Source organism: Psychrosphaera ytuae, from assembly GCF_017638545.1.
GTDB lineage: Bacteria > Pseudomonadota > Gammaproteobacteria > Enterobacterales > Alteromonadaceae > Psychrosphaera > Psychrosphaera ytuae.
Map to the genome: position 1 here is coordinate 2,498,084 of NZ_CP072110.1, position 21,946 is coordinate 2,520,029.

The following is a 21,946-nucleotide window of genomic DNA, read 5'->3' on the forward strand; positions in this document are numbered from 1 at the left end:
TATATGTTGTTATTATTGTTGGTTATTGTTCGGTATCACGCGGTGATACATCAGGTAAACCCAAAACTTCTTTACCCTGTTTAAAAGTAATATCAACTGGGATATTAGCTTTGGTTAATTTAGCTAGGTCTGCTGCTAAGTCTGCTTTAATAAGACCTTTTTCTGCAACAAGTTGGTCGACGCCTGCGTAGTCACCGTCACCTTGAAGTTTTAAGATGACATTGGTTAAACCATCTACGGCCTTGTTCATTTTGTCCATATCGACACGATAGAAACCGTCTTCACCACGGTTAAAGGCACCTTGCTCTTTAAAATAATTAAAGCGAACCATGTTTGCCTTGCCGTGTGCACTTGATGCACCAAAACGCACAGAGCGGAAAATCCCAGCTAAGAACGTCGTGTAGTAATCTTCAAGTTTACCTTCGGTCATAGCGCCGTTTTCGAGTAACTGGCGGATCATGTACAAGCCCAAAATATCCGCTTTACCTTCTTCAAGTGCAGAAGCGTGTTCTTTTAAAGCTTGGCGAACGGTACCTTTGTCATTAATGGTATTTTTAATGCCTAAACCATGAGCAACTTCGTGGAACATAGTATTAGCAAAAAAGGCATTAAACGTAATGTTTTCGCGTTGTTCTGGTGCAATTAGCTCTTCTGCGATTGGCACCAAAATGTGATCAAACTTGGCGCGCATAGCGTTTTTGAGTTGTAAGCGGCGAGTGCCTTTTTTCAGCTGAACTTCTTCATCATTTGGCAGGTTAATCGCAATGGTTTTGCCGCCTGCATTTGAGTGACCGGCATAATAAATTACGTCATAGGCGTTCAAATCAGCGTCAGAACCAGGCATTTCTTGTTTGTACTCAGCCGGAACTGGCATGTTGGTTTGTAGTTCAGGTAAATACGCTGCGTATTTTGCCAAACGCTCACTCCACGCCATGTCCTTGACCAATACGTATGACTCATACGCTGCGCGGTAACCAAATAACTGATCTTCGTACGTTTCGATAGCACCAATCACGATATCAATCGGGTTGGTCTTCATGTCCATCCATGCAAAATCACTTGGCTGGTAGTTGTCTGTAACTAGTGCGTCGGCGCGTTTTAATAAGTAATCTTTAAATTCTTCGTTGTCTGCATAAGACGCAGCTTGGATCATAAGAGCGGCTGCGCGCTTCACTTCACCTTGGTATTTACTGTGATATGGCACCAAGCGAATTGACCCGTCTTTACGGCGTTCTAACACTGAATAAAGGCCTGTTTTACCTTCTAACTCTAGTGCTTCAAACTCTTCTTTTGTCATGTCATGCGGGTAAAACTCAGCACCCAAAAACTTCTCGTCATATGTCGTTAAAAATGGTTTGTCACCATTTAAACGGTCCCAAGGTCCGTAGTTAATTTCAGCAAAAGCTCGGGTTTTGTCATCATCAATACGTTGCAAAAATTTGTTCTTTGGCTCACCAAAAGCTTGCATCCAAAACAGCTTATCCATTTCTTTAGATGCATCAATCAGTAATGACAGCATCTTCTTTTGGTTGTTTGATAAATGCGACAAATCAGCCTTTAACTCGACAGGGTGGTAAATGTCTAATCTCGAGCGTTCAACCGTCAGTTCTAATTTTTTGTTATCTACGTCAGAGGTAACCACTGAGCTAGACTGTGATGGCTCGACTTCATTTGACGACGATTCTGGTGCTTTAGAACAAGCGGTGATAAGGCTAGCTGCGATAGCACTTAGTGCAATGTGCTTTAAAGAAGTTTTCATGATGACCTCAATACTTTTTATGATTGTTGTTGAGAAAGCTTACCGTAGGCTTCTGAAAAGCCGCTTAAAGAAAACGGTAAGGTCACTTGTTTGCCACTGATGTTATTCAAAAATACAACTTGTAGGCCATGGCCATTTTGCATTTCATCGAGCATCTTAGCATCCATAATTAGGTTAGTTTCACATACTTTGGCATCACAGTTGAGTATTTTTGTTCGAATGGCAGGGTTTGCATCAACTTTTATGCCAATACCCGCAGGAACATGCGCATCCTTATTGAACCTAAGGGTCATAATTGGACGCTGTTTTGACGCAATTGCGATATTTACACCGCCTGCAATACCAATCTTACCTTTTTGTTTTGCCATGATCATTTGACTGATAAAACACATGTTTTTGTTGCATTCGTAACTCCAAGAACCGTGAATGGACTTATCGTTAGAAGCTAGCGGTTGTGATTCAGCCGTAACAGATTGGCTTAGGGCTATTAGTCCCAAAAAGAAGGAGTAGGTAAAAGCTTTAATTTGACGTGTCATTTATAAAGTCCGTTTAAAAGTCCATTTAAAAAAGTGAAACTTATGTTAGCAGAGATTTACAATAGCAAAAGCCCCAAAAGTAATTTACTTTTGGGGCTTTGGAAAGGCTAATTGCCAACTCTAACCAAGGTTGCTCCAGTCGCAACAAAGTCAGAGTTGAATCATTGCGTTAGCTCAGTCGATTAGTTAATTGTTTTATGCTTTACGGCGACGAAACGCCAAAAAGCCCAAGCCTAACGATAGTAAAATCAACGCGTTTGGTTCATTAACATCAACGGCAGGGTCAGCAACAAACTCAGTAATTGGCGTTTGCGACATATCGATTGTACCAGCCGCCACAAACGAAAGACCTGTTACGAACGCTTGAGCGTCAGTTGGGTCAATCATATTTGAAGTATCAATGCCCAAGATACGGAACATAGAAACACCGCCTTGACCAAAGAAGTACTCTACTTCTGCAACAAGGTTGTCAGCAAATTCCCATCCGTTAGCACCCATTAGCCACAGCTCGTAACGAGCATCAAAACCAGAAGGTAAGATCACTGACGCAAAGTTAGGGCCGCTATTGACAACGTAGTCATAACCGACAGCTACATCTGGATCGATAAATACAATCTCGCCAAAGTCGATTTCAAAGTCAAACTCCCAACCGCCTTCTTCAGTTGTACCATCTGGTAATCTTGGATTGTCAGGGGTCTCGCCAACTTCTGGAATGTAATCAACATTATCTAAAGAGATAGGGGCTTGGCCTTCACTTGCATATTGACCATCTCTAAAAGAGAAAGTCCACACACCTTCTTCACCAGAATTTGACGTATTTGCAAGTTCCAATACTTCTTCAGTAAGCGATCCTGGCAGGCTGTAATAAGTTGGGGCTTCGAGAATATCTTGTTCAAGGCTCAGTGAGCTCAATTGAGTGCTTTGTGGAATTGGGAGAAATTCGCAAACAGATTCAATTTCACAAGGAGGAAAGCCTTCGCAGTCACTAACCTCACAATCATCAATCGGTGGAAAATCAGAACAGTCTTCTATCACTTCACACTCATCAATCGGCGGAGCACCATTACCAAGACCAAAGCCTGCGTTTGCATTGTCTGACCATTCTAAATTTTGATAACGAAACTCAACATCAAAGTCCCCATTGACTCCGGTGTCACCTGAGCGATCAATCAATACAGCCTGAAACGTATTTCGTGCCGAGTTTTCTGTATTACCGTATTCAGCAACGCGATCCCAAGTAACGGCAACAACGCCTTCTTCAGGACTACCAACGTAAATGTCGCCACAGGTATCACAGGAAATGTCTACATCACCCCAAAAAGGTGCGATGATTGGGAATGGTACGTTGTCAAATGAGGTCGCACTAAAGCGTGTAAACCCACTACCAAAAGTAATATTACCGTTGGTGTTTACAAAAAATGTGCTTGCAGAACTACCGCCCCAGCTCAGTGTAAATGGTAGCTGTAACTCATTACTAGAGCCGTCATCGACTTTAGGAGTAGCAATATCACCCAATTGTGATTCACCGCCCATGCCGTACAAAATGACATCAGCTTGAGCTTGTTTAGTTACTGTAAATGCCAGCAATACAGTAACAAGAAGGTTTTTAAACAGCTTCATGTTTTATAAGTCCCTTTATTAGTAGGTGGTTGATTTTGTTATTGATTTAAAGCTTCACCCCAAGCAAGTAAAATGCCATTAGCTATCTTATTGAATTTGTTGGGAAAATAATTAATTGACTGTACTTCCTGTAAAAAAAATAGACACAATTTAAGCAGTTACTATTGAAAAACTGGTACTGAGCAAAGAATAAACTAGTATAAAACCAGTTTAATTTGCCTTATTACAGGAGTAGGCATGTCCACCGAAACCACGTTAATTGAAATTTGTAACCTCACTAAAGCGCAATACCCTCAAATCAAAGAACTAATGGATGAAGCTTATCCCGGCTTGGGCGGGGCATGGCCGAGTCACACGATTTATCGATTGATTGATCAGTTTCCAGAAGGACAACTTGGAATTGTCGATGATGGCAAAATTGTCGGTATCGCATTAAGTGTGCAAGTGGATTACGGTCGTTTTTCTAACCCGCATACCTATGAAGATATTGTTGATGGTCATGACCGTGTGTATAGCGATGAAAATGGCGATGCTATGTATGGTCTAGATGTTGTGATTGCCGCAAGTCACAGAGGAATGCGTTTGGGGCGCCGTTTATACGACGCCAGAAAAGAGTTATGCCGCCAATACAACTTAAGAGCAATTTTGGCTGGCGGCAGGATCCCCCAGTATCACAATTATCGAGATACACTGTCGCCGACCGAGTACATTGAAAAAGTCGACAAAAAAGAAATATACGACCCGATTTTATCGTTTCAGTTATCAAATGACTTTCAGGTCAAACGTCTCCTCAAAAAATACCTGCCAGAGGATCAAGAGTCGGTAGGCTACGCGACATTGCTAGAGTGGAACAACATAATGTACGAGCCTACTGATACGGTGCTCGAGTCGACCAAATCTGTGGTTCGGGTTGGTGCTGTACAGTGGCAAATGCGCTGCGTTGAATCAGTCGAAGAGCTGCTCAAACAAGTGGAATACTTTGTTGATACCGTGTCCGACTACCAATGTGATTTTATTCTGTTTCCGGAGTTTTTTAACGCGCCTTTGATGGGACTCGGCCCACAAACCAACCAAACTGAAGCCATTCGCTTCTTAGCCGAGTACACAGACACTTTCAAAGAAGCCATGTCGAGAATGGCTGTGGAATACAACGCCAATATCATTACGGGTTCAATGCCACTGGCCGAAAACGACAATATCTACAATGTGACTTACTTGTGTCATCGCAGCGGCAAAATAGACGAACAGCGCAAAATCCACATTACCCCACATGAACAAAACGACTGGGTCATTCAAGGAGGCGATCGCATCGCAGTATTTGAAACGGATGCAGGGCGAGTGGGCATCCAGATTTGTTATGACGTTGAGTTTCCTGAACTAACTCGTATTCAAGCCAAACAGGGATTGGATATTCTGTTTGTGCCGTTTTGGACCGACACCAAAAACAGTTACCTAAGGGTTCGTCATTGTGCTCAAGCACGAGCCATAGAAAACGAGTGTTATGTCGTAATCGCAGGTTCAGTCGGCAACTTACCGGAGGTAGAAAGCCTTGATGTACAATACGCTCAGTCAGCCGTATTAACTCCGTCTGACTTTCCATTTCCTCACGATGCAACACTGAATGAAGCAACACCAAATACAGAAATGTTGTTATTTAGTGACTTAGATATGGATAAACTAAAAATTTTACACAGCGAAGGCACAGTACGAAACCTCAAAGACCGTCGCGAAGACATGTACGACGTTATTCTAAAAAATTCATTGCCTGAAGATTAAACTTAACTTAGCTCCTTCTAAAAAACCTCAAAGGCATATCGTAGTTTGATATGCCTTTTTAATTACAAAAATCACAATTTGTCAAAGGGTTAACAAGCCTGTTGTCACCTTTATATACACAGGACCTGATTTGGAAAAATATTTTATTTAATAAGAGGTTATAAAAAAATTCATTAACAAAATCTCAATCACTGGACTAAACTATCGGTTAATAAATTGTTGGCACGAAATTAGTTGTCGATTGCGTGCTGTTCTATAAGGAAAAAGTAGGAAACACCAATGGCAAAAACAATTCTAATTACGGGCGCCACTGATGGCATTGGCTTAGGGGCGGCTGCAAAGTTTGCCGAGCTTGGTCATCATGTCATTATGTTGGGCAGAAGCAAACAGAAATTAGAAAAGCACCACAAAGAGCTACAAACCCGCTACACCCAAGCCGAAATCTCTACTGTATGTGCTGACCTGTCGGACTTAAGAAGTTTGACAGAAATCATCGATTCCAAGATTAGAAAACTGGGCCGTATTGATGTACTGGTAAATAACGCAGGCGTATTCAAAGTTAAAGAGCCAATGACGTTGGACTTACTTGATACTCGGTTTGTAGTTAACACAATTGCGCCGTACTTATTGACAAAGAGCCTTATTTCTCAAATGGATAGTGATTCGAGAGTCATTAACTTATCCTCTGCTGCACAAGCTCCAGTATCACTCTCTGCGCTTTCTGGGCGCAAAAAGCTACTCGACAATGAGGCCTATGCCCAGAGCAAGCTTGCGTTGATAATGTGGACGCATTATTTGTCTGGAGAATATGGCGATAGTGGGCCTACATTTATCGCTTTAAATCCAGGCTCATTACTTGGCACAACCATGGTAAAAGAGGCTTACGGCATCGAGGGTAAACCTATTAATATCGGGACTGAAATTGTCTTAAAAGCATCGTTATCTGAATCGTTTGCAAACGCAAACGGACAATATTTTGACAATGATATTGGTCAATTTTCCAATCCTCATCCTGATGCGTTGAATGGCAAAAAAGTAACGGAACTGGTCGATCAAATAGAAAAAATCTTGGTCGAAATCGACTTGGTTTTACAAGATTAAAGATGTTCGGGCGCTTAATAGCGCTGTGCATAAAACTCGCTGATGTAGTGCCCGCCTTTAATTTGCGCAATGACCCGAAGCGTTGTGCCTTGGTCTTTACCCACCTCATCCAAAAGCTCATTCAAATTTGTCTCGGCTCGCCAGTAAAAAGGATTGCTGTCCATTTTAAGCTCGTAGATAACGGGCGAATTTGAGGCTTCGCTTGGTACTACAAATAACGTGATGTTATCGAGTTGGAAGGTGGAGTTAATAACGGTTTCATTTTGCTCTTGGTACACATTGAGCTTCAACTCACCTGATTCCAAAATACAGGACTTTCTAAATACGTCGCAGACACCGGATTGAGACAACTCTATCACTTTGTTTTTATGGGCTTGGCTTTCTAGGTACATGTCGGAAAGAATATAACCGCCAACGAGTAAAAAAGGGGCAACGAATAAAGCCGTTTTTGTGTGTTTGTTCATAAAACTCCCTGTTTTTTATAAAAGTGAAACCAAAAACAAAACCCAGTCATGCCTATCAAAGCACGACTGGGTATTCGTTGTCAGCTGTTTTCTTTAGTGGGCGTGAGCGGCAGTTGTACCACCGTGCGGCGTTCTAAAGTTTTCAACAAGCTCTTGGATTTCTTTAGGTGCTGGACCTGTTACTTTTAACATAACAAACGCAACCGTAAAGTTAACCAGTGCACCAACTGCACCAAAGGCATTTGGCGAAATTCCAAAGAACCAGTTTTCTTCAAGGCCACCTAAGAATGACGTACCTGGAATGAACATGATGCCTTTGTGCTGGAATACGTAAAGCATAGTTACACCAAGACCTGCACACATACCGGCAACCGCTGCCTTACCACTCATTGTTTTCGAGAAGATACCCATCATAAGTGCTGGGAATAAGCTCGATGCAGCTAGACCAAAGGCAAGTGCCACGGTTCCGGCGGCAAACCCGGGCGGATTGAGACCGAGATAGCCCGCCACCAGTACTGAGATGGTCATGACCACCCGTCCGGCAAAGAGCTCGTTTTTCTCACTAATATCTGGTGTCAGTACCCCTTTCATCAAGTCATGAGACACTGAGGAGGATATCGCGAGTAATAATCCGGCCGCAGTTGATAACGCGGCGGCAATACCACCTGCTGCAACTAACGCAATCACCCAGTTTGGCAGGTTTGCGATAGCAGGGTTAGCTAAAACCATGATGTCGCGGTCAACTTTAACCATTTCATTGGTTTCAGCGTTTGCGGTGTATTGGATCTTACCGTCGCCATTTTTGTCTTCAAACTGAAGTAGGCCTGTCTTTTCCCAATCTTTGAACCACTGTGGACGTTCAGCATATTCAAGGTGCTGACCGGCTACTGGTTCAATTGTGTTCATTAGGTTAAGACGTGCCATCGCACCTACTGCTGGCGCTACAGTGTATAAAATAGCGATGAAGATCAACGCGTAACCCGCAGAAGAACGAGCCGCTTTTACACTAGGAACCGTAAAGAATCGCATGATAACGTGAGGTAAACCCGCTGTACCTATCATTAGAGACAAGGTGTAAGCGAACATATTAACCGTACCGCCAATGTTATCTGTTGTGTATTCCTTAAAGCCTAAGTCCGTCACTACCATATCTAGCTTGTCGAGTAGGTATACGCCACTACCATCGGCTAAGGTACTGCCTAAGCCTAATTGCGGGATTGGGTTACCAGTAAGTTGCAACGAGATGAATACAGCCGGAATGGTGTATGCGAAGATAAGTACACAGTATTGAGCGATTTGCGTATACGTGATGCCTTTCATACCACCAAGAACCGCATAAACCCAAACAACCGCCATACCAATGTACAAACCAAAGTCATAATCAACTTCTAAGAAGCGAGAAAACGCCACGCCCACGCCCTTCATCTGACCAATGATGTAAGTCAGAGACGCAACAATCAAACATACAACCGCAACAATACGGGCTGTTTTTGAATAGTAACGATCGGCAATAAACTCAGGTACCGTAAACTTACCGTGTTTACGCATATATGGTGCTAGTAGCATGGCCAATAACACGTAACCACCGGTCCACCCCATCAAAAAGACAGAGCCACCGTAACCCAAAAAGGCAATCAAACCCGCCATCGAGATAAACGATGCCGCACTCATCCAGTCTGCGCCAATGGCCATACCGTTTTGTACGGGTGTTACACCACCACCTGCGACATAAAAGTCACTGGTTGAGCCTGCTCGGGCCCACCATGCAATGGCAAAGTACAACGCAAAAGAGCCGAATACGGCGATGTAAGTATAGAGTTTTAACTCATCCATTATTCGTCCTCCACATTGTATTTTTTATCGAGCTTGTTCATTTGCGAGGTATACCAGAAGATCAAACCAACAAAGGTATAAATCGATCCCTGTTGAGCAAACCAAAAGCCTAACTTGTAACCGCCTAAACGAATTTCGTTGAGAGGTTCTACTAATAACACCCCAAATCCATATGACACGACAAACCATATGGCGAGGCAGATAAATATCAAACGCAGGTTTTCCTGCCAGTATGATGCTTTACTTTCCACATTTTCCACGACGCGCTCCAAAATTATTTTTGTTAGCATGAGTAAAATTTGTACATCAACTGGCCCAATTCGCGACTGCTATCAATTCAATCGATATACAAATGACTGTCGATAAACTAGCAAGGTGGCTTTTGTGCAGGTATTAAACTTTAGTCTAAGGCCATCAGGTGTAGTGGTAGAGGATATTGAAGGGTGGGGGTGAAGCTACCTTGAAGGCCAGTGTTTATGCTTTGTAACGAAAAGATACACGTCAAATCACCCTCTAAATGACCTTCATTAGACTTTGGTCTAATAGGACTAGGAATCTCTGCCGGATGGCGTATTTTAGACAGTCTTACAGCGTACTTAAAAAGGAGGGTAAACAATGAATGCCGAATTGACCGAACACAGCCAATTCGTTCACAGCCTTCCTCCTTTTGACACTCTGTCCAGTGATCAATTGGAACAAGTGATGAGTGGCATGCGGATCAGTTATTTCGCGAAAGGAAATTCGCTGGTGGACGAGCGCATTTATGTCGTCAAAAAAGGCAACGTCAAAAAAAACGACGAGCACTTTGCAGAAGGGGAATCGTTCGGTGTTGCGGCAGAGCAAGGCGAGGCATTTACCGTTACCGAAGATGCACTACTGTACTACTGGCCTGTACCTCAGCTAACGAGTTTATTAAAAGATAATTCGAGCATAATTGCGTTTTGGTTTGAGCACCCAGGTGAACAACTTCGTAGCCTTATGTCAGAGTCAGAAATACAGCGTACGGCGACGTCGTTTTTACACACAATGAGAGTAGAGGATTGTGCTGAGTTTCCGATTGCCACTCTGCCTCATGATCACACTATTCAACAGATAGCTCAAAAGATGACAGAGCTTGGTCACTCGAGTTTGTTGTTAACTAACGAAGCGGGTTTACCCAGTGGCATTGTGACTGACCGTGACATCCGCAGCCGATGCGTCGCCCAAGGCCTGCCCTTTGATCAGGTTGGCAAAGACATCATGACCAAAAACATGACCACAATTGATGCTAAGGCCAGCTGTTTTGAAGCCTTGATGATCATGATAGAAAAGGGCATTCACCATTTACCTGTGGTGCGCAGTGAACAACGCTGGGGAATGTTAACTCTTACCGACTTGATGCTGCGCGAAGGGCATAACCCCTTGCACTTAAGTGGCCGAATTAAAAAAGCCCAATCCCTTGACGCATTGATTGCAACAGCACAATTATTACCTAATTTACAATTTAATCTGACCAAGTTAGGCATGAGTGCAGTGGTGATTGCCAAGAGTATTAGTGCCATTGTGCGAGCAATATCAGTGCGTTTACTGCAATTTGCTGAGCAAGAATTTGGTCCTGCTCCTTGTGATTATGCTTGGCTGTGTGCCGGGTCTTTGGCCAGAAATGAGCAATTTGTCGGCGCTGATCAAGACAACGCACTGATTTATGACGACAGCCAATTAACCAATGCCGCTTCAGCACAGGACTATTTTTATCAGCTTAGCCAATATGTGTGTGATGGCTTAAATGCTTGTGGTTTTGTGTATTGTCCTGGTGATGTGATGGCCAGTAACCCTAAATGGTGTCAGCCAGTCGGCGTGTGGCACGACTATTTTAGTAACTGGATTGAGCAGCCCAAACCCAAGGCATTAATGCATTGTGATATCTTTTTTGACTTGGATACGATTTACGGCAGTACCAAGCTGCTAAATACGCTAAAGACCGAGTTTTTACATAAAACTCAGCGCAGTACGTTATTTTTGGCTCACCTGAGTCGCAATGCGGTTTCGCAACGGCCACCGTTGGGCTTTTTTAGAGACTTTATTTTAATTTCTTCTGGTGAAAATAAGTCAAAACTTGACCTTAAACACAATGCCATTGCACAAATCGTGGCGTTAGCTCGTATTTATGCGTTGAGCTTAGGTAGTGATGCAGTCTCAACACTTGACCGGCTTCACGCGTGTACCGGTACTAAAGTCCTCAGTAAAAGTGCAGGCAAGAGTCTCATTGCTGCTTTCGAGTTTGTGTTCCAGTTGCGATTAGAACACCAACTTCAGCAAGTGAACGCAGGTCTTGCACCATCAAACTTTATCGCGCCAAAAGACATCTCCAGACTAGAACGCAAACATCTTAAAGACGTGTTCAAAGTCATCAAGCAACTCCAAGACGCTCGACAAGTAGTGTATTAAGCAATGGCAAATACAATGTTAAACGCGATCCAACATCTTATTTCTGATCTACAAGGTCAAAGTGGCTATTTTCAACCTGGTCAAGGTTACCGCTTTTCAGACAATCATTCCGGGCAGTGGTCTGGCTCACTTCGAGCGCTACTGACAACCGAAACTCCCGCTTTAGACACACCATTAACCGAGCTTAACGTGCTCTCAACCGACTTTGAAACCACAGGGTTTGATCCTAAACAAGATAAGTTATTGAGCATCGGTGCCGTCGCTATTGAGGGACAAGAAGTCATATTACAACGCAGTTTTGAACAAGTGATTTCGGTTGATACGCAACTGGACCCTAAAAATGTTTGTGTTCATCAAATAACGGATTCAGAAGCGGCGCGTGGCGCAGCTATTGAAATGGCATTGGACCGTTTGTTTTTAGCGTTAAAAGGCAAAGTCATGTTGGTGCACTATCACCCGATGGAGCGTTCGTTTTTACGCTTAGCTTGTCAGTCTCTTTACAAGATAAAGCTAGAAGTACCGATGATCGACACCTTGACAATGGCGATTAAGTGGTTCAAGGCTAAGCACATTTCTTATCAAGCTGAGGACCTAACGCTCGCTAATTTGCGTTCGCGGTTTGGTTTGCCCAGTCACTTTGCCCACAACGCTTTGGCTGATGCGATTGCCACTGCCGAATTATATCTCGTTTTGGTTTCACAATTACAAAGTTTGCAGGCTGAGCCTTTGGTGTTAGGCGACGTGTTAGTGTAGCGTATAGTGATTAATTCGGTGTTTATTGATTTTATAGCAAGGAAGTAACATGACGTTTGCCATCATTATTGCCTCAATCGTGTACGTCAGCTCGATGTTTTTTGTCGCTCGTTGGGGGGACAGAGGCAGTGCACTTGCGCAAAAGGTAACGCGTCATCCAATTACGTACAGCTTAGCTTTAGGTATTTACTGCACAAGTTGGACGTATTTTGGCGCAGTCGGTACCGCATCGACTGACGGTTGGCAGTTTTTATCTATTTTACTAGGGCCTATCTTGCTGTTTGTATTTGGTTTTCCAATATTACAAAAGTTGGTGAGTGTCAGTAAAAAACAAAACGTAACGTCGATTGCTGACTTTATTTCATCACGATATGGCAAACGACAACAGACCGCGCTGATTGTTACTGTCATCGCGACATTAGCGACCATTCCTTATATTGCACTTCAACTCAAAGCGATTAACGCGAGTTTTGGGGCGTTCTCTTTTGAATCTGTTGTCAGTACCAGTATGGTCGGCAGTAACATGAGCAACAACCCATCAACGTCGGCATTTTTGGCGACCTTGTTTATTGCGTTTTTTGCGATTTTGTACGGAGCGAGAAAAGCCGACGTAACCGAATATCGCTCCGGTTTGATCTTTGCCATCGCTTTTGAGTCATTGTTTAAAATGGTGGGGCTGGTGGTTTCGGCGACAATCGCGGTGTACTTGTTAATTTGGGGTATCGATCACGGGTTTACGCTGGTTTCAACCGAGCCTGAATTGCCTCTCATAAGCAATGGCCAAGGTGCCAGTCAAGCCTTATTGGCAGAGCCTGTGTGGAGTTTGTCGACCTTCTTTACTCGAGATTTCCTGGTACAGACCTTTATGGCAGCAGCCGCGTTTTTGTGTTTGCCCCGTCAGTTCCATGTCATGGTAGTGGACAACTCAAACGAACGAAACTTGTCGGTTGCACGTTGGTTGTTTCCACTGTACTTACTGATTTTTGTTGTGGCGATCATCCCCATTTCGCTTGCTGGTGTGGCATTCCTAGAGGGTACGGTCGACAAAGAAATTTACACCATGCAATTGCCTATCTTTTTAGACTCTCAGTGGGCCACGTTATTGGTCTTTATCGGTGGAATATCGGCAGCGAGTGCGATGATCATTGTCGCCACGCTAACCTTGAGCACCATGATCACCAATGACGTATTTTTGCCTTTATTACTCAAGCGCCAACGTCAAACCATCTTAGCCCGTGGCGAATATCAACATCGCATTGTCCAACTGCGTCAGGTAACCATAGGTGCGATTTTGTTTTTGTCCTTTGCTTACTATTACGTATCCGCTAAACAACATTCGTTACACAATATTGGCCTTATTGCGTTTTCGTTAATTATTCAGTTATTACCCGCCATTATCGGCGCTTTATATTGGCGTAAAGGCCACGCGAATGGTGTGTATGCAGGCTTATTATTTGGCTTTTTAACTTGGTTGATGTTTTTGTTGTTACCTCTCGCCTCTAACGCGGACGTCGCCAATAACAGCCAAATTATCAGTCATGGAGTGATGATTTCATTGTTTGCTAACACCTTGGCGTATTATGGTTTTTCTGTGATTGCGCGGGAGCGACTGATCGACAAGATCCAAGCTACTGCCTTTGTGCATCCCAATCTCAAAATGTCTATTTCTGGCCAAAAGCTGGTCAATAGCCAAGCTAAAGTAAAAGATCTTAAAGACTTACTTATGACCTTTTTAGGGGATGCGCGTTGCGAACAGCTGTTTTTGGACTATGAGGCCGAATGTGGTCAAGAGCTCGGGGATGAAGACGAACTCACCCACGATTTTGTCACCTATTGTGAGCGTATGTTAGGTGGTGTATTGGGTGCATCCTCAGCGCAGTCCTTGGTCAATATTGTTTTATCAGGAAAGCAGCTAGATGTAGAAGATGTGGTTAACTTTTTTGATGACACCACTCAAGCGTTAAAAAACAACCAGGCGATTTTATTTAGCTCGTTAGAAAACCTCAACCAAGGGGTCAGTGTAGTCGACCGTGACCTCAACCTTGTTGCTTGGAACAAACGCTACTTAGAGCTATTTAACTACCCAGAAGGCATGGTGCAAGTCGGTAAGCCCATCAGTGAGCTGATCCGCTTTAATGCCGAGCGTGGTGAGTGCGGACACGGTGAAGTTGACGAGCTTGTCGCAAAGCGCTTATCTCATTTAAAAACCAGTCAAAGCCACACCTTTATTCGCCGCCGTGGTGATGGTCGGGTGATTGAAATGGTAGGTAACCCATTACCAAATGGTGGCTTTGTGACCAGTTTTAATGACATCACTACCTATATCGAAACCGAGCGAGCATTAAAGGACGCCAACATCAATTTGGCCGACACGATTCAGCGTCGTGTAAACGAGATCAGCGAGATCACCGAAGCCCTTAAATTGGCTAAGCAAGAAGCCGAACAGGCCAATGCCTCAAAGACTCGGTTTTTGGCCTTGGCCAGTCATGATGTGCTTCAGCCTTTAAATGCGGCGCGTTTATATCTATCTTCCCTCAACGACAACGAATTAGGTGAAAAAAACAAGTCAACACTCGGCAAAGTCGAACAGTCGCTTAACTCAATGGAAGACTTGCTGTCGACGCTTTTGGAAATATCCAAGCTTGAACAAGGCGCATTAACACCAACCTTCAGTCATTTTAAACTCAGTACTTTATTAACGCCTTTGTGCAACGAAATCGCCGTGCAATGTGAAGCTAAAGGCATTCGCTTTATTCAAAACTGGAAAGATCAGGTGGTCTATTGTGATGCCACGTATTTGCGCAGGATCTTACAAAACTTTTTATCAAATGCCGTCAAATACACACAAAAAGGCAAGATCCTGTTGGCAATTCGCAAAGCGGGACAAGGCATTCGCATCGAAGTGTGGGATACCGGAGAAGGCATCTCACAAGGCGAGCACAAGCTTATATTCAATGATTTTTATCGCACACACACCGGCAGTATTAAAGGCTTAGGGTTAGGTTTAAGTGTCGTTGAGCGAATGAGTGAGCAACTCAATTGTCCAATAAAGATGAAGTCTATTGCTGGTCGTGGTTCGTGTTTTGGGGTGACGGTCCTAAAAGGCGCTGAAAGCTTGATACAACAACCCAGTGAGTTTGCAAAAGCCGAATCTGGTGGTTTTAACCAGCTTAATATCTTTTGTATTGATGATGAAATCGAAAATTTAGACGCATCTACCGCCTTACTTGAAAAGTGGCAGTGTCAGGTCAGTTGTTTTAATAGCGTTGAAGATGTGAGCACTTACTTGGCATCAAACCCAATGCAACAAGGCAAGCGACGACCTGATGTATTATTGGTCGACTATCAATTACACCCGTCCCATATCACTGGGCTCGAACTAATACAGTCTATCCGAAGCCATTGGCAAGTGAACATTCCTGCCGCATTAGTCACGGCAATTCAAGACGAAGAGCTCAAAGCTCAGTGTGATGCTATGGGGGTGCGTTATATGGCTAAACCTCTTAAGCCTGCGCCTCTAAAAGCATGGCTCAAGAGCATTATTACCAAAAAGGCAGCTTAGATAGGATTAGCTGTCTAGTTGTAGTTTTTCAGCCAGTAGCACGGCTTGGGTTCGGCTATTAATTCCGAGTTTGCGGAAAATGGCGGTTATGTGTGCTTTGATTGTGGCTTCGGTGACATTGAGCTCGAAGGCGATTTGTTTGTTCAATAAACCTTCGTGCAGAAGCACTAAAACCTTGTATTGAGCTGGGGTTAGCTCGGCAACTCGGTTCGCTAAGTCGATGTCTTCATTGGACAATTGATTTAGTTTATTGGCCATACCTTCTGGCAACCAATTGTCACCTTCTAAAATGGTGTTGATAGCCGTGGCGATATCTTGGCTTCGAGTGGATTTAGGAATAAAGCCCATCGCCCCGTAGCCCATTACTTTTGAAATTACATCAATGTCTTCTGAGCCAGAAATAACTGCCACAGGCAAGTCAGGAAAGTCCTCGCGAATACGAATGATCCCATAAAGATCACCACTGCCAGGCATGTGCAAGTCCAACAAGACCAAGTCTAGGTTTGGGTGTTGTTCGATCTGCTGAATAGTCGACTCTAACGAGTCGGCTTCTTCGATGGTTAAATCACTGAAGTTAAGTTGCAAGGCGCCGGTCAGCGCCTCGCGAAACAACGGGTGATCATCGGCAATTAAAAACTGTGCCATATCCCTGTTTTTTCCTAATCTAGGTTCCTAAATGGGGTTACCTATTTAGGCGGTTTTCAATCAGGTTGTCAACCACACTCGGGTCAGCCAAGGTAGATGTATCACCTAATTGGTCGTACTCATTAGCCGCAACTTTGCGAAGTATTCGGCGCATGATTTTACCCGAACGCGTTTTAGGTAATCCCGGTGCCCATTGGATCATATCTGGAGTTGCAATCGGGCTTAAATCTTTACGAACCCAATCTCTAACTGACTTAGTTAGCTCTTCAGATACTTCGGTACCAGCAATTGGAGTCACATAAACATAAATGCCTTGGCCTTTAATGTCATGTGGGTAACCGACCACGGCTGCCTCTGCAATCATTTCATGAGCAACAAGAGAGCTTTCAATTTCTGCTGTACCTAAGCGGTGACCTGAGACGTTAAGAACATCATCAACACGGCCGGTGATCCAATAAAAACCATCGGCATCGCGCTTACAGCCGTCACCGGTAAAGTAAACATTTTCATATGCAGAAAAATACGTTTCGATAAAACGTTGGTGATTGCCGTAAATACTGCGAGCTTGTCCTGGCCAAGAACCTTTTAGCACCAAGTTTCCTTCAGCTTCACCTGCTAACTCTTTGCCATCGCTGTCGACCAGTGCCGGCTGCACTGAGAAAAATGGTAATGTTGCCGAGCCCGGTTTAAGCGGAGTAGTCCCCGCAAGCGGTGTGATCATGGCTCCGCCCGTTTCGGTTTGCCACCAAGTATCAATAATTTGGCACTTAGTTTTACCTACTTTTTCGTAATACCACTGCCATGCCTCAGGGTTAATTGGCTCACCAACGGTCCCTAATACACGTAGAGAATCACGAGTCGAATCTTGAGCGGCAAGTTCACCTTTGGCCATCAAAGCTCGAATCGCGGTTGGCGCCGTGTACAAGATGCTGACCTGATGTTTATCAATGATTTGACCAATGCGACGCTCGTCAGGGTAAGTCGGCACACCTTCAAACATGACCGTTGTTGCACGGTTGGCAAGTGGTCCATAAACAATATACGTATGACCTGTGATCCAACCAACATCAGCCGCACACCAATAGATTTCGCCAGGTGAGTAGTTAAATATTTTCTGATGGGTCATAGATGCCCATACCAAATAACCACCTGAGGTATGAACCAAGCCTTTTGGTTTTCCGGTTGAGCCTGAGGTGTAAAGAATAAACAATGGATCTTCTGCGTTCATTTCTTCTGGAGCACAAACAGGCGCACAGTCTTTGGTTAACTCGTGCCACCAAACTTGGCTACTCGGTAAGTCTAATTGTTTGTCATCATTGTTAAATACCACGCAATGTTTGATTGTGGTCACATCGTCACGCGCTAACGCTTCGTCAACATTGTGTTTAAGTGGTAACGCTTTGCCACCACGACGGTTCACATCTGCAGTGATCACAACCGATGCTTGGCAGTCAATAATACGGTCGGCAATGGCATGAGGAGAAAAGCCCGCAAATACCACCGAGTGGACTGCACCAATTCGCGCACACGCCAACATCGCATAAGCTGCTTGCGGTACCATCGGCATATAAATAATCACTCGGTCGCCTTTTTGGACGCCGAGTTTCTTGAGGCCGTTTGCTAACTTACAGACTTCATCATGAAGCTGTTGATAAGAAACATGCTGCTGTTGATCTGGAGAATCACCTTCCCAAATAATCGCCGTCTGGTCGGCGTGTTCGGCAAGATGACGGTCGATACAGTTAGCGCTGACATTTAAGGTACCATCTTCAAACCATTTGATATGCAAATCGTCTTTATTAAAAGATGTGTTTTTGACCTTAGTAAATGGCTTTATCCAATCGATACGCTTTCCATGTTCAGCCCAAAATGCATCTGGGTTTTCAACCGACTCTTTATACATAGCCTGATATTGTTCAAAACTAAGGGCGCCTTGATGTTGATGCTCAAAGTCCGATACGGCATAACATTTTGCGTTCATAACTCTCACCTTTACCTTCGTATTATTATTGTTGGTTAGTGTAAATATAGAGGTGTGAATGGGTATTAGACTATAGTCGAATAGACCAAAGGCTAATTGTCGTTGCTTAATCGTGTAAACATACTGGGACAGTAAAAAATAGTTAATCAGGCGATACGGTCATCACAACAACAATAGACTCAGGCGCCGGTGTTAATGCAAAAAAATACGAAAGGGGAGCATTATGCAAGCGTCAAAAGAGGTCTTGGCACCAAACAGTCCAAGCGAAAATAAACAAAGCAAATGGCTACGTCGTTCAGCAATCGCATTGGCGACGGTGAGCGCCATGTCAATGTCAGCAACAAGTTCAGCTTACGAAATCAAACTGGACGACAGTCAATCAATCAAGTTTGGTGGTTATATCAAAATTGATGGTCGTTATGTCGATGGTAATATTGCGTATCGCGACTTTTGGATTGGCTCGGGCTCTGTATTACCAGAATCGCAGTCGCAATTTAAAATGTTTGCCAACGAATCCCGAATCAATACAACATACAAAAACGGCGACGTAACGGCGTTTGTCGAAATGGACTTCTACGGCGGTGGTGGTAACGAAATCATTTCTAACTCGTCCAACCCTCGCCTTAGACACGCGTTTATCAAATACAAAGACGTCCTAGTTGGTCAAACTTGGACCACGTTTATGAACACTTCAGCATTAGCCGAAACCGCTGATTTTGCAGGACCTATGGTGGGTGAAGCGTTTGTTCGTAACAACCAAATTCGATACACCCGAGGCGCTTGGCAGTTTTCGATAGAAAACCCAGAGTCATTTGGGGGAGATGCCAGCCAAGATACTGCACCAGATTTTGTTGCTAAATACACCCACAGTGCTGACTGGGGTAATGTGTCGGTTGCAGGTTTGTTTCGAAGCCTGACTACAGTCAGCGGCGAAAGCGAAAGTGGCGTAGGTTTATCGATTGCCGGTAAGGTTAAAACCACAGGCAAAGACGACTTCCGATTCCAATTCCATACTGGTAATACTGGCCGTTATGTTGGTGTTGTCGCTGCCCAAGACATCGTAGGTGAAGAAGCAGAAGAGTCCACCAGCTATATGGTTGCGTATCGTCACTTCTGGAACGACACTTCGCGTTCGAGCGTGTTCTACGGCAATATCACCACGGATATTACCGATGTTGACCGCAGTCACTGGGGTATCAACTACTTTGATAATTTGACACCAAAACTAAGTGCTGGTGTCGAAGTGGGTAATTTTGAAATGGCAGAACAAGATGCCGATTCAAATTATGTGCAGTTCAGCGTGAAATACGCGCTGTAAAAAAGTGAGTTTGTAAAAACAGAGTGATTTAACGATTTTCATTCATATTCCGTCTTAATACGGTTTTCGCCCAAGCTTTTTGTGTCTCCCACATGCTTGGGCTTTTTTTTGGGACATTGCCCAAATATTAGTTTTGTACCATTATTGTTAACGAGGTAACACGATGACATGAGCCAGCGGTAAGGCTCCCTTATAGGAAAAAGGAAAAGGAAATAAAATGAGACATTTCATTACCGTAGTCTTGATAACTACTCTATTTCACTTGGTAGGGTGTGGCAGTTCAAAGGAACCTCAAGTATCAAACATAATCCCTCAATACGATGCAGCCACTTTTTATGAAACGACATCGGTCGGCGGCACCGACATAAACCACACTGCAGATGCACTTCTTGTCACTTCAGATGCAAGTGGAGTGTACAATGTTTATCGCTATCCTATTGATGGCAGTGAGCCAACACAGCTAACGCAATCAACCACTAATGCGATTTCTGGAATAAGTTGGTTTCCCAAAGACGACCGCATAATTGCGACCGCAGATGAAGGTGGTAATGAGCTCAACCACATTTATGTGAGAGAACTTGATGGACAGTTAATTGACATTACACCCGGAAAATTAAAGGCGATGTTCATGGGGTGGAGCGGCGACAAAACACACTTTTATGTGGCAATGAACAAACGCGATCCCAAATACTTTGACGTCTATAAGTATTCAACCAAGGACTACAGCAGCTCAATGCTGTTTGAGAATAGTATTGGTATTTATCCAACCTTTATCAGTAAAGACGGTAAGTGGTTAACCGCCGTTCGTGAAAACAACAATTTTGATACCGATATTTTACTGATGAGTTTAACAACCCAAAACGTGATAAACCTTGGTGAAAATCAGCGCTCCGTGATGTCGCCTAAGTCGTTTTCTCCCGACTCTACAACCCTGTATTTCACGTCTGATCAGAATAGCGAATTCGCCCAACCGATGAGCTATGACTTAAAGTCAGGTAAGGTAACTTCTCTTGGCAATTATGATTGGGATGTAATGTACCTGTACCAATCAGAGAGCGGTCGTTATTCCGTTATGGGCATCAACGAGGATGCAGAGACCAAAGTCACCATCACCAATTCAAAAGGGATCGAGTTCTTAATCCCCAATCTGCCCGATGGCAATATCAGTAGTGTTAGTTTTTCAGATGACGAGTCAATGGTTAGCTTTGCATTGCGCTCTGATACATCCCCAACCAATATCTACGTTTACCAAGTCGGAAGCGCAAGCCCAAAAAGGCTAACCGATACCTTGTCACCAAAAATTGATGAGCAGTTCATGGTTGCCAGTGACGTCGTGCGGTTTGAGTCTTACGATGGTATGGTTGTGCCGGGTTTGTTGTACAAACCAAAACAAGCGTCATCTCGCAACAAAGTCCCAGTATTGATCATGATACACGGCGGTCCAGGAGGGCAGTCGCGCAAAGGATATTCGGCAATGCGACAGCACTTGATTAATCATGGTTATGCGGCCTTTGCCGTGAATAACCGAGGTTCATCTGGGTATGGTAAAACCTTCTTTCACGCTGATGATCGCAAGCACGGCGAAGCCGATTTAGGTGACATCGTCGCCGCCAAAAAATACCTAAAGACTCTTGATTGGGTCGACCAAGACAAAATCGCCCTGATTGGCGGTAGTTACGGCGGCTATTTAACTATGGCAGGTATGGCCTTCACAGATGAGTTTGCTGCAGGGATCAACATTTTTGGCGTGACCAACTGGGTCCGCACCGTCAAAAGCATTCCACCTTGGTGGGAAGCGGCTAAGCGACGTTTGTACGACGAAATTGGTGACCCTGCAACCGACGAAGAGCGACTTTATCGCATCTCGCCATTGTTCCACGCAGACAAGATAAAGAGCCCTGTTCTAGTGGTTCAAGGTGCTAATGACCCTCGAGTTTTACAAATAGAAAGTGATGAGATGGTCGAGGCAATGAGAAAAAACAACGTAGATGTCGAATATTTACTGTTTGATGATGAAGGTCATGGCTTTAGAAAAAAAGCCAATAGGATTGCGGCCTCACAAGCCTACGTAGATTTCTTAGAAAAGTACCTTTAAGTCCAACTAAAAATAAAAAAGCCAGTTCGCTAAACCCATAACCCAATGCATCGTCTCATTGGGTTATATCACCCCT

At 43.9% G+C, this 21,946-nt stretch carries 15 protein-coding genes; 7 read left to right on the forward strand and 8 right to left on the reverse strand.

Going from position 1 to position 21,946, the window contains the following annotated elements; translation table 11 throughout:
• Positions 1 to 22: 22 nt before the first annotated feature.
• From J1N51_RS11160 to J1N51_RS11170, 3 genes are all read right to left on the reverse strand, one after another.
• The gene (locus J1N51_RS11160) at positions 23 to 1,759 is read right to left on the reverse strand and encodes a dipeptidyl-peptidase 3 family protein (RefSeq protein ID WP_208831347.1); all 1,737 of its coding nucleotides are present in this window, start codon (positions 1,757 to 1,759) and stop codon (positions 23 to 25) included.
• 17 nt (positions 1,760 to 1,776) lie between these two features.
• Entirely contained in the window at positions 1,777 to 2,295 is a 519-nt protein-coding gene (locus tag J1N51_RS11165; protein WP_208831348.1) for an invasion associated locus B family protein, read from the reverse strand.
• Between the two features lie 195 nt (positions 2,296 to 2,490).
• Positions 2,491 to 3,915: a nidogen-like domain-containing protein gene (locus J1N51_RS11170; RefSeq protein ID WP_208831349.1), complete on the reverse strand. Its 1,425-nt coding sequence runs from the start codon at positions 3,913 to 3,915 to the stop codon at positions 2,491 to 2,493.
• 237 nt (positions 3,916 to 4,152) lie between these two features.
• Here J1N51_RS11170 and J1N51_RS11175 point away from each other — a divergent pair, with 237 nt between their 5' ends.
• Together J1N51_RS11175 and J1N51_RS11180 are read left to right on the forward strand one after the other, a co-directional pair.
• Entirely contained in the window at positions 4,153 to 5,691 is a 1,539-nt protein-coding gene (locus J1N51_RS11175; protein WP_208831350.1) for a bifunctional GNAT family N-acetyltransferase/carbon-nitrogen hydrolase family protein, read from the forward strand.
• Between the two features lie 279 nt (positions 5,692 to 5,970).
• Entirely contained in the window at positions 5,971 to 6,792 is an 822-nt protein-coding gene (locus J1N51_RS11180) for an SDR family NAD(P)-dependent oxidoreductase (protein ID WP_208831351.1), read from the forward strand.
• Positions 6,793 to 6,806: 14 nt separating this feature from the next.
• Here the strand turns inward: J1N51_RS11180 and J1N51_RS11185 are convergent, their stop codons facing one another.
• From J1N51_RS11185 to J1N51_RS11195, 3 genes are all read right to left on the reverse strand, one after another.
• Positions 6,807 to 7,256 carry a hypothetical protein gene (locus J1N51_RS11185; RefSeq protein ID WP_208831352.1) on the reverse strand — a complete coding sequence of 150 codons (450 nt, stop codon included), beginning with the start codon at positions 7,254 to 7,256 and terminating at the stop codon, positions 6,807 to 6,809.
• A 93-nt stretch (positions 7,257 to 7,349) separates the two neighbouring features.
• Positions 7,350 to 9,089 carry a sodium:solute symporter family protein gene (locus J1N51_RS11190; RefSeq protein WP_208831353.1) on the reverse strand — a complete coding sequence of 580 codons (1,740 nt, stop codon included), beginning with the start codon at positions 9,087 to 9,089 and terminating at the stop codon, positions 7,350 to 7,352.
• Positions 9,089 to 9,340: a DUF4212 domain-containing protein gene (locus J1N51_RS11195; protein ID WP_232842903.1), complete on the reverse strand. Its 252-nt coding sequence runs from the start codon at positions 9,338 to 9,340 to the stop codon at positions 9,089 to 9,091. Before J1N51_RS11195 ends, J1N51_RS11190 begins: the two co-directional genes overlap by 1 nt.
• A 364-nt stretch (positions 9,341 to 9,704) precedes the next feature.
• Between J1N51_RS11195 and J1N51_RS11200 the strand changes: the two genes are divergently transcribed.
• Genes J1N51_RS11200 through J1N51_RS11210 form a run of 3 tightly spaced genes read left to right on the forward strand, consistent with a single transcriptional unit; the run spans position 9,705 to position 15,831 of the window.
• Entirely contained in the window at positions 9,705 to 11,516 is a 1,812-nt protein-coding gene (locus J1N51_RS11200) for a putative nucleotidyltransferase substrate binding domain-containing protein (RefSeq protein ID WP_208831355.1), read from the forward strand.
• Positions 11,517 to 11,531: 15 nt separating this feature from the next.
• Positions 11,532 to 12,269: an exonuclease domain-containing protein gene (locus J1N51_RS11205; RefSeq protein ID WP_208831356.1), complete on the forward strand. Its 738-nt coding sequence runs from the start codon at positions 11,532 to 11,534 to the stop codon at positions 12,267 to 12,269.
• Between the two features lie 49 nt (positions 12,270 to 12,318).
• Positions 12,319 to 15,831, forward strand: a complete 3,513-nt coding sequence (locus J1N51_RS11210; protein ID WP_208831357.1) for a PAS domain-containing hybrid sensor histidine kinase/response regulator — start codon at positions 12,319 to 12,321, stop codon at positions 15,829 to 15,831.
• Between the two features lie 6 nt (positions 15,832 to 15,837).
• On the opposite strand, the gene J1N51_RS11215 is transcribed toward J1N51_RS11210, so the two are convergent.
• Both J1N51_RS11215 and acs read right to left on the reverse strand, forming a co-directional pair.
• On the reverse strand, positions 15,838 to 16,476 hold the full coding sequence (locus tag J1N51_RS11215) for a response regulator transcription factor (RefSeq protein ID WP_208831358.1): 639 nt from the start codon (positions 16,474 to 16,476) through the stop codon (positions 15,838 to 15,840).
• 37 nt (positions 16,477 to 16,513) lie between these two features.
• Positions 16,514 to 18,457 (reverse strand): acetate--CoA ligase, encoded by a 1,944-nt coding sequence (gene acs, locus J1N51_RS11220; protein ID WP_208831359.1) that lies wholly within the window; start codon positions 18,455 to 18,457, stop codon positions 16,514 to 16,516.
• Between the two features lie 223 nt (positions 18,458 to 18,680).
• Between acs and J1N51_RS11225 the strand changes: the two genes are divergently transcribed.
• Together J1N51_RS11225 and J1N51_RS11230 are read left to right on the forward strand one after the other, a co-directional pair.
• Positions 18,681 to 19,775, forward strand: a complete 1,095-nt coding sequence (locus J1N51_RS11225) for a DcaP family trimeric outer membrane transporter (protein ID WP_332874928.1) — start codon at positions 18,681 to 18,683, stop codon at positions 19,773 to 19,775.
• Positions 19,776 to 19,992: 217 nt separating this feature from the next.
• A complete protein-coding gene (locus J1N51_RS11230; RefSeq protein WP_208831360.1) occupies positions 19,993 to 21,870 on the forward strand; it encodes a S9 family peptidase in 1,878 nt (625 codons plus the stop codon).
• Positions 21,871 to 21,946 lie beyond the last annotated feature (76 nt).

Bases quoted from the DNA above. Each gene is read 5' to 3' on its own strand.
- acs (WP_208831359.1), bottom strand. From the start codon at position 18,457: ATGAACGCAAAATGTTATGCCGTATCGGACTTTGAGCATCAACATCAA.
- J1N51_RS11190 (WP_208831353.1), bottom strand. From the start codon at position 9,089: ATGGATGAGTTAAAACTCTATACTTACATCGCCGTATTCGGCTCTTTT.
- J1N51_RS11180 (WP_208831351.1), top strand. From the start codon at position 5,971: ATGGCAAAAACAATTCTAATTACGGGCGCCACTGATGGCATTGGCTTA.
- J1N51_RS11175 (WP_208831350.1), top strand. From the start codon at position 4,153: ATGTCCACCGAAACCACGTTAATTGAAATTTGTAACCTCACTAAAGCG.
- J1N51_RS11225 (WP_332874928.1), top strand. From the start codon at position 18,681: ATGCAAGCGTCAAAAGAGGTCTTGGCACCAAACAGTCCAAGCGAAAAT.
- J1N51_RS11185 (WP_208831352.1), bottom strand. From the start codon at position 7,256: ATGAACAAACACACAAAAACGGCTTTATTCGTTGCCCCTTTTTTACTC.
- J1N51_RS11210 (WP_208831357.1), top strand. From the start codon at position 12,319: ATGACGTTTGCCATCATTATTGCCTCAATCGTGTACGTCAGCTCGATG.
- J1N51_RS11170 (WP_208831349.1), bottom strand. From the start codon at position 3,915: ATGAAGCTGTTTAAAAACCTTCTTGTTACTGTATTGCTGGCATTTACA.
- J1N51_RS11200 (WP_208831355.1), top strand. From the start codon at position 9,705: ATGAATGCCGAATTGACCGAACACAGCCAATTCGTTCACAGCCTTCCT.
- J1N51_RS11160 (WP_208831347.1), bottom strand. From the start codon at position 1,759: ATGAAAACTTCTTTAAAGCACATTGCACTAAGTGCTATCGCAGCTAGC.
- J1N51_RS11205 (WP_208831356.1), top strand. From the start codon at position 11,532: ATGTTAAACGCGATCCAACATCTTATTTCTGATCTACAAGGTCAAAGT.
- J1N51_RS11215 (WP_208831358.1), bottom strand. From the start codon at position 16,476: ATGGCACAGTTTTTAATTGCCGATGATCACCCGTTGTTTCGCGAGGCG.
- J1N51_RS11230 (WP_208831360.1), top strand. From the start codon at position 19,993: ATGAGACATTTCATTACCGTAGTCTTGATAACTACTCTATTTCACTTG.
- J1N51_RS11165 (WP_208831348.1), bottom strand. From the start codon at position 2,295: ATGACACGTCAAATTAAAGCTTTTACCTACTCCTTCTTTTTGGGACTA.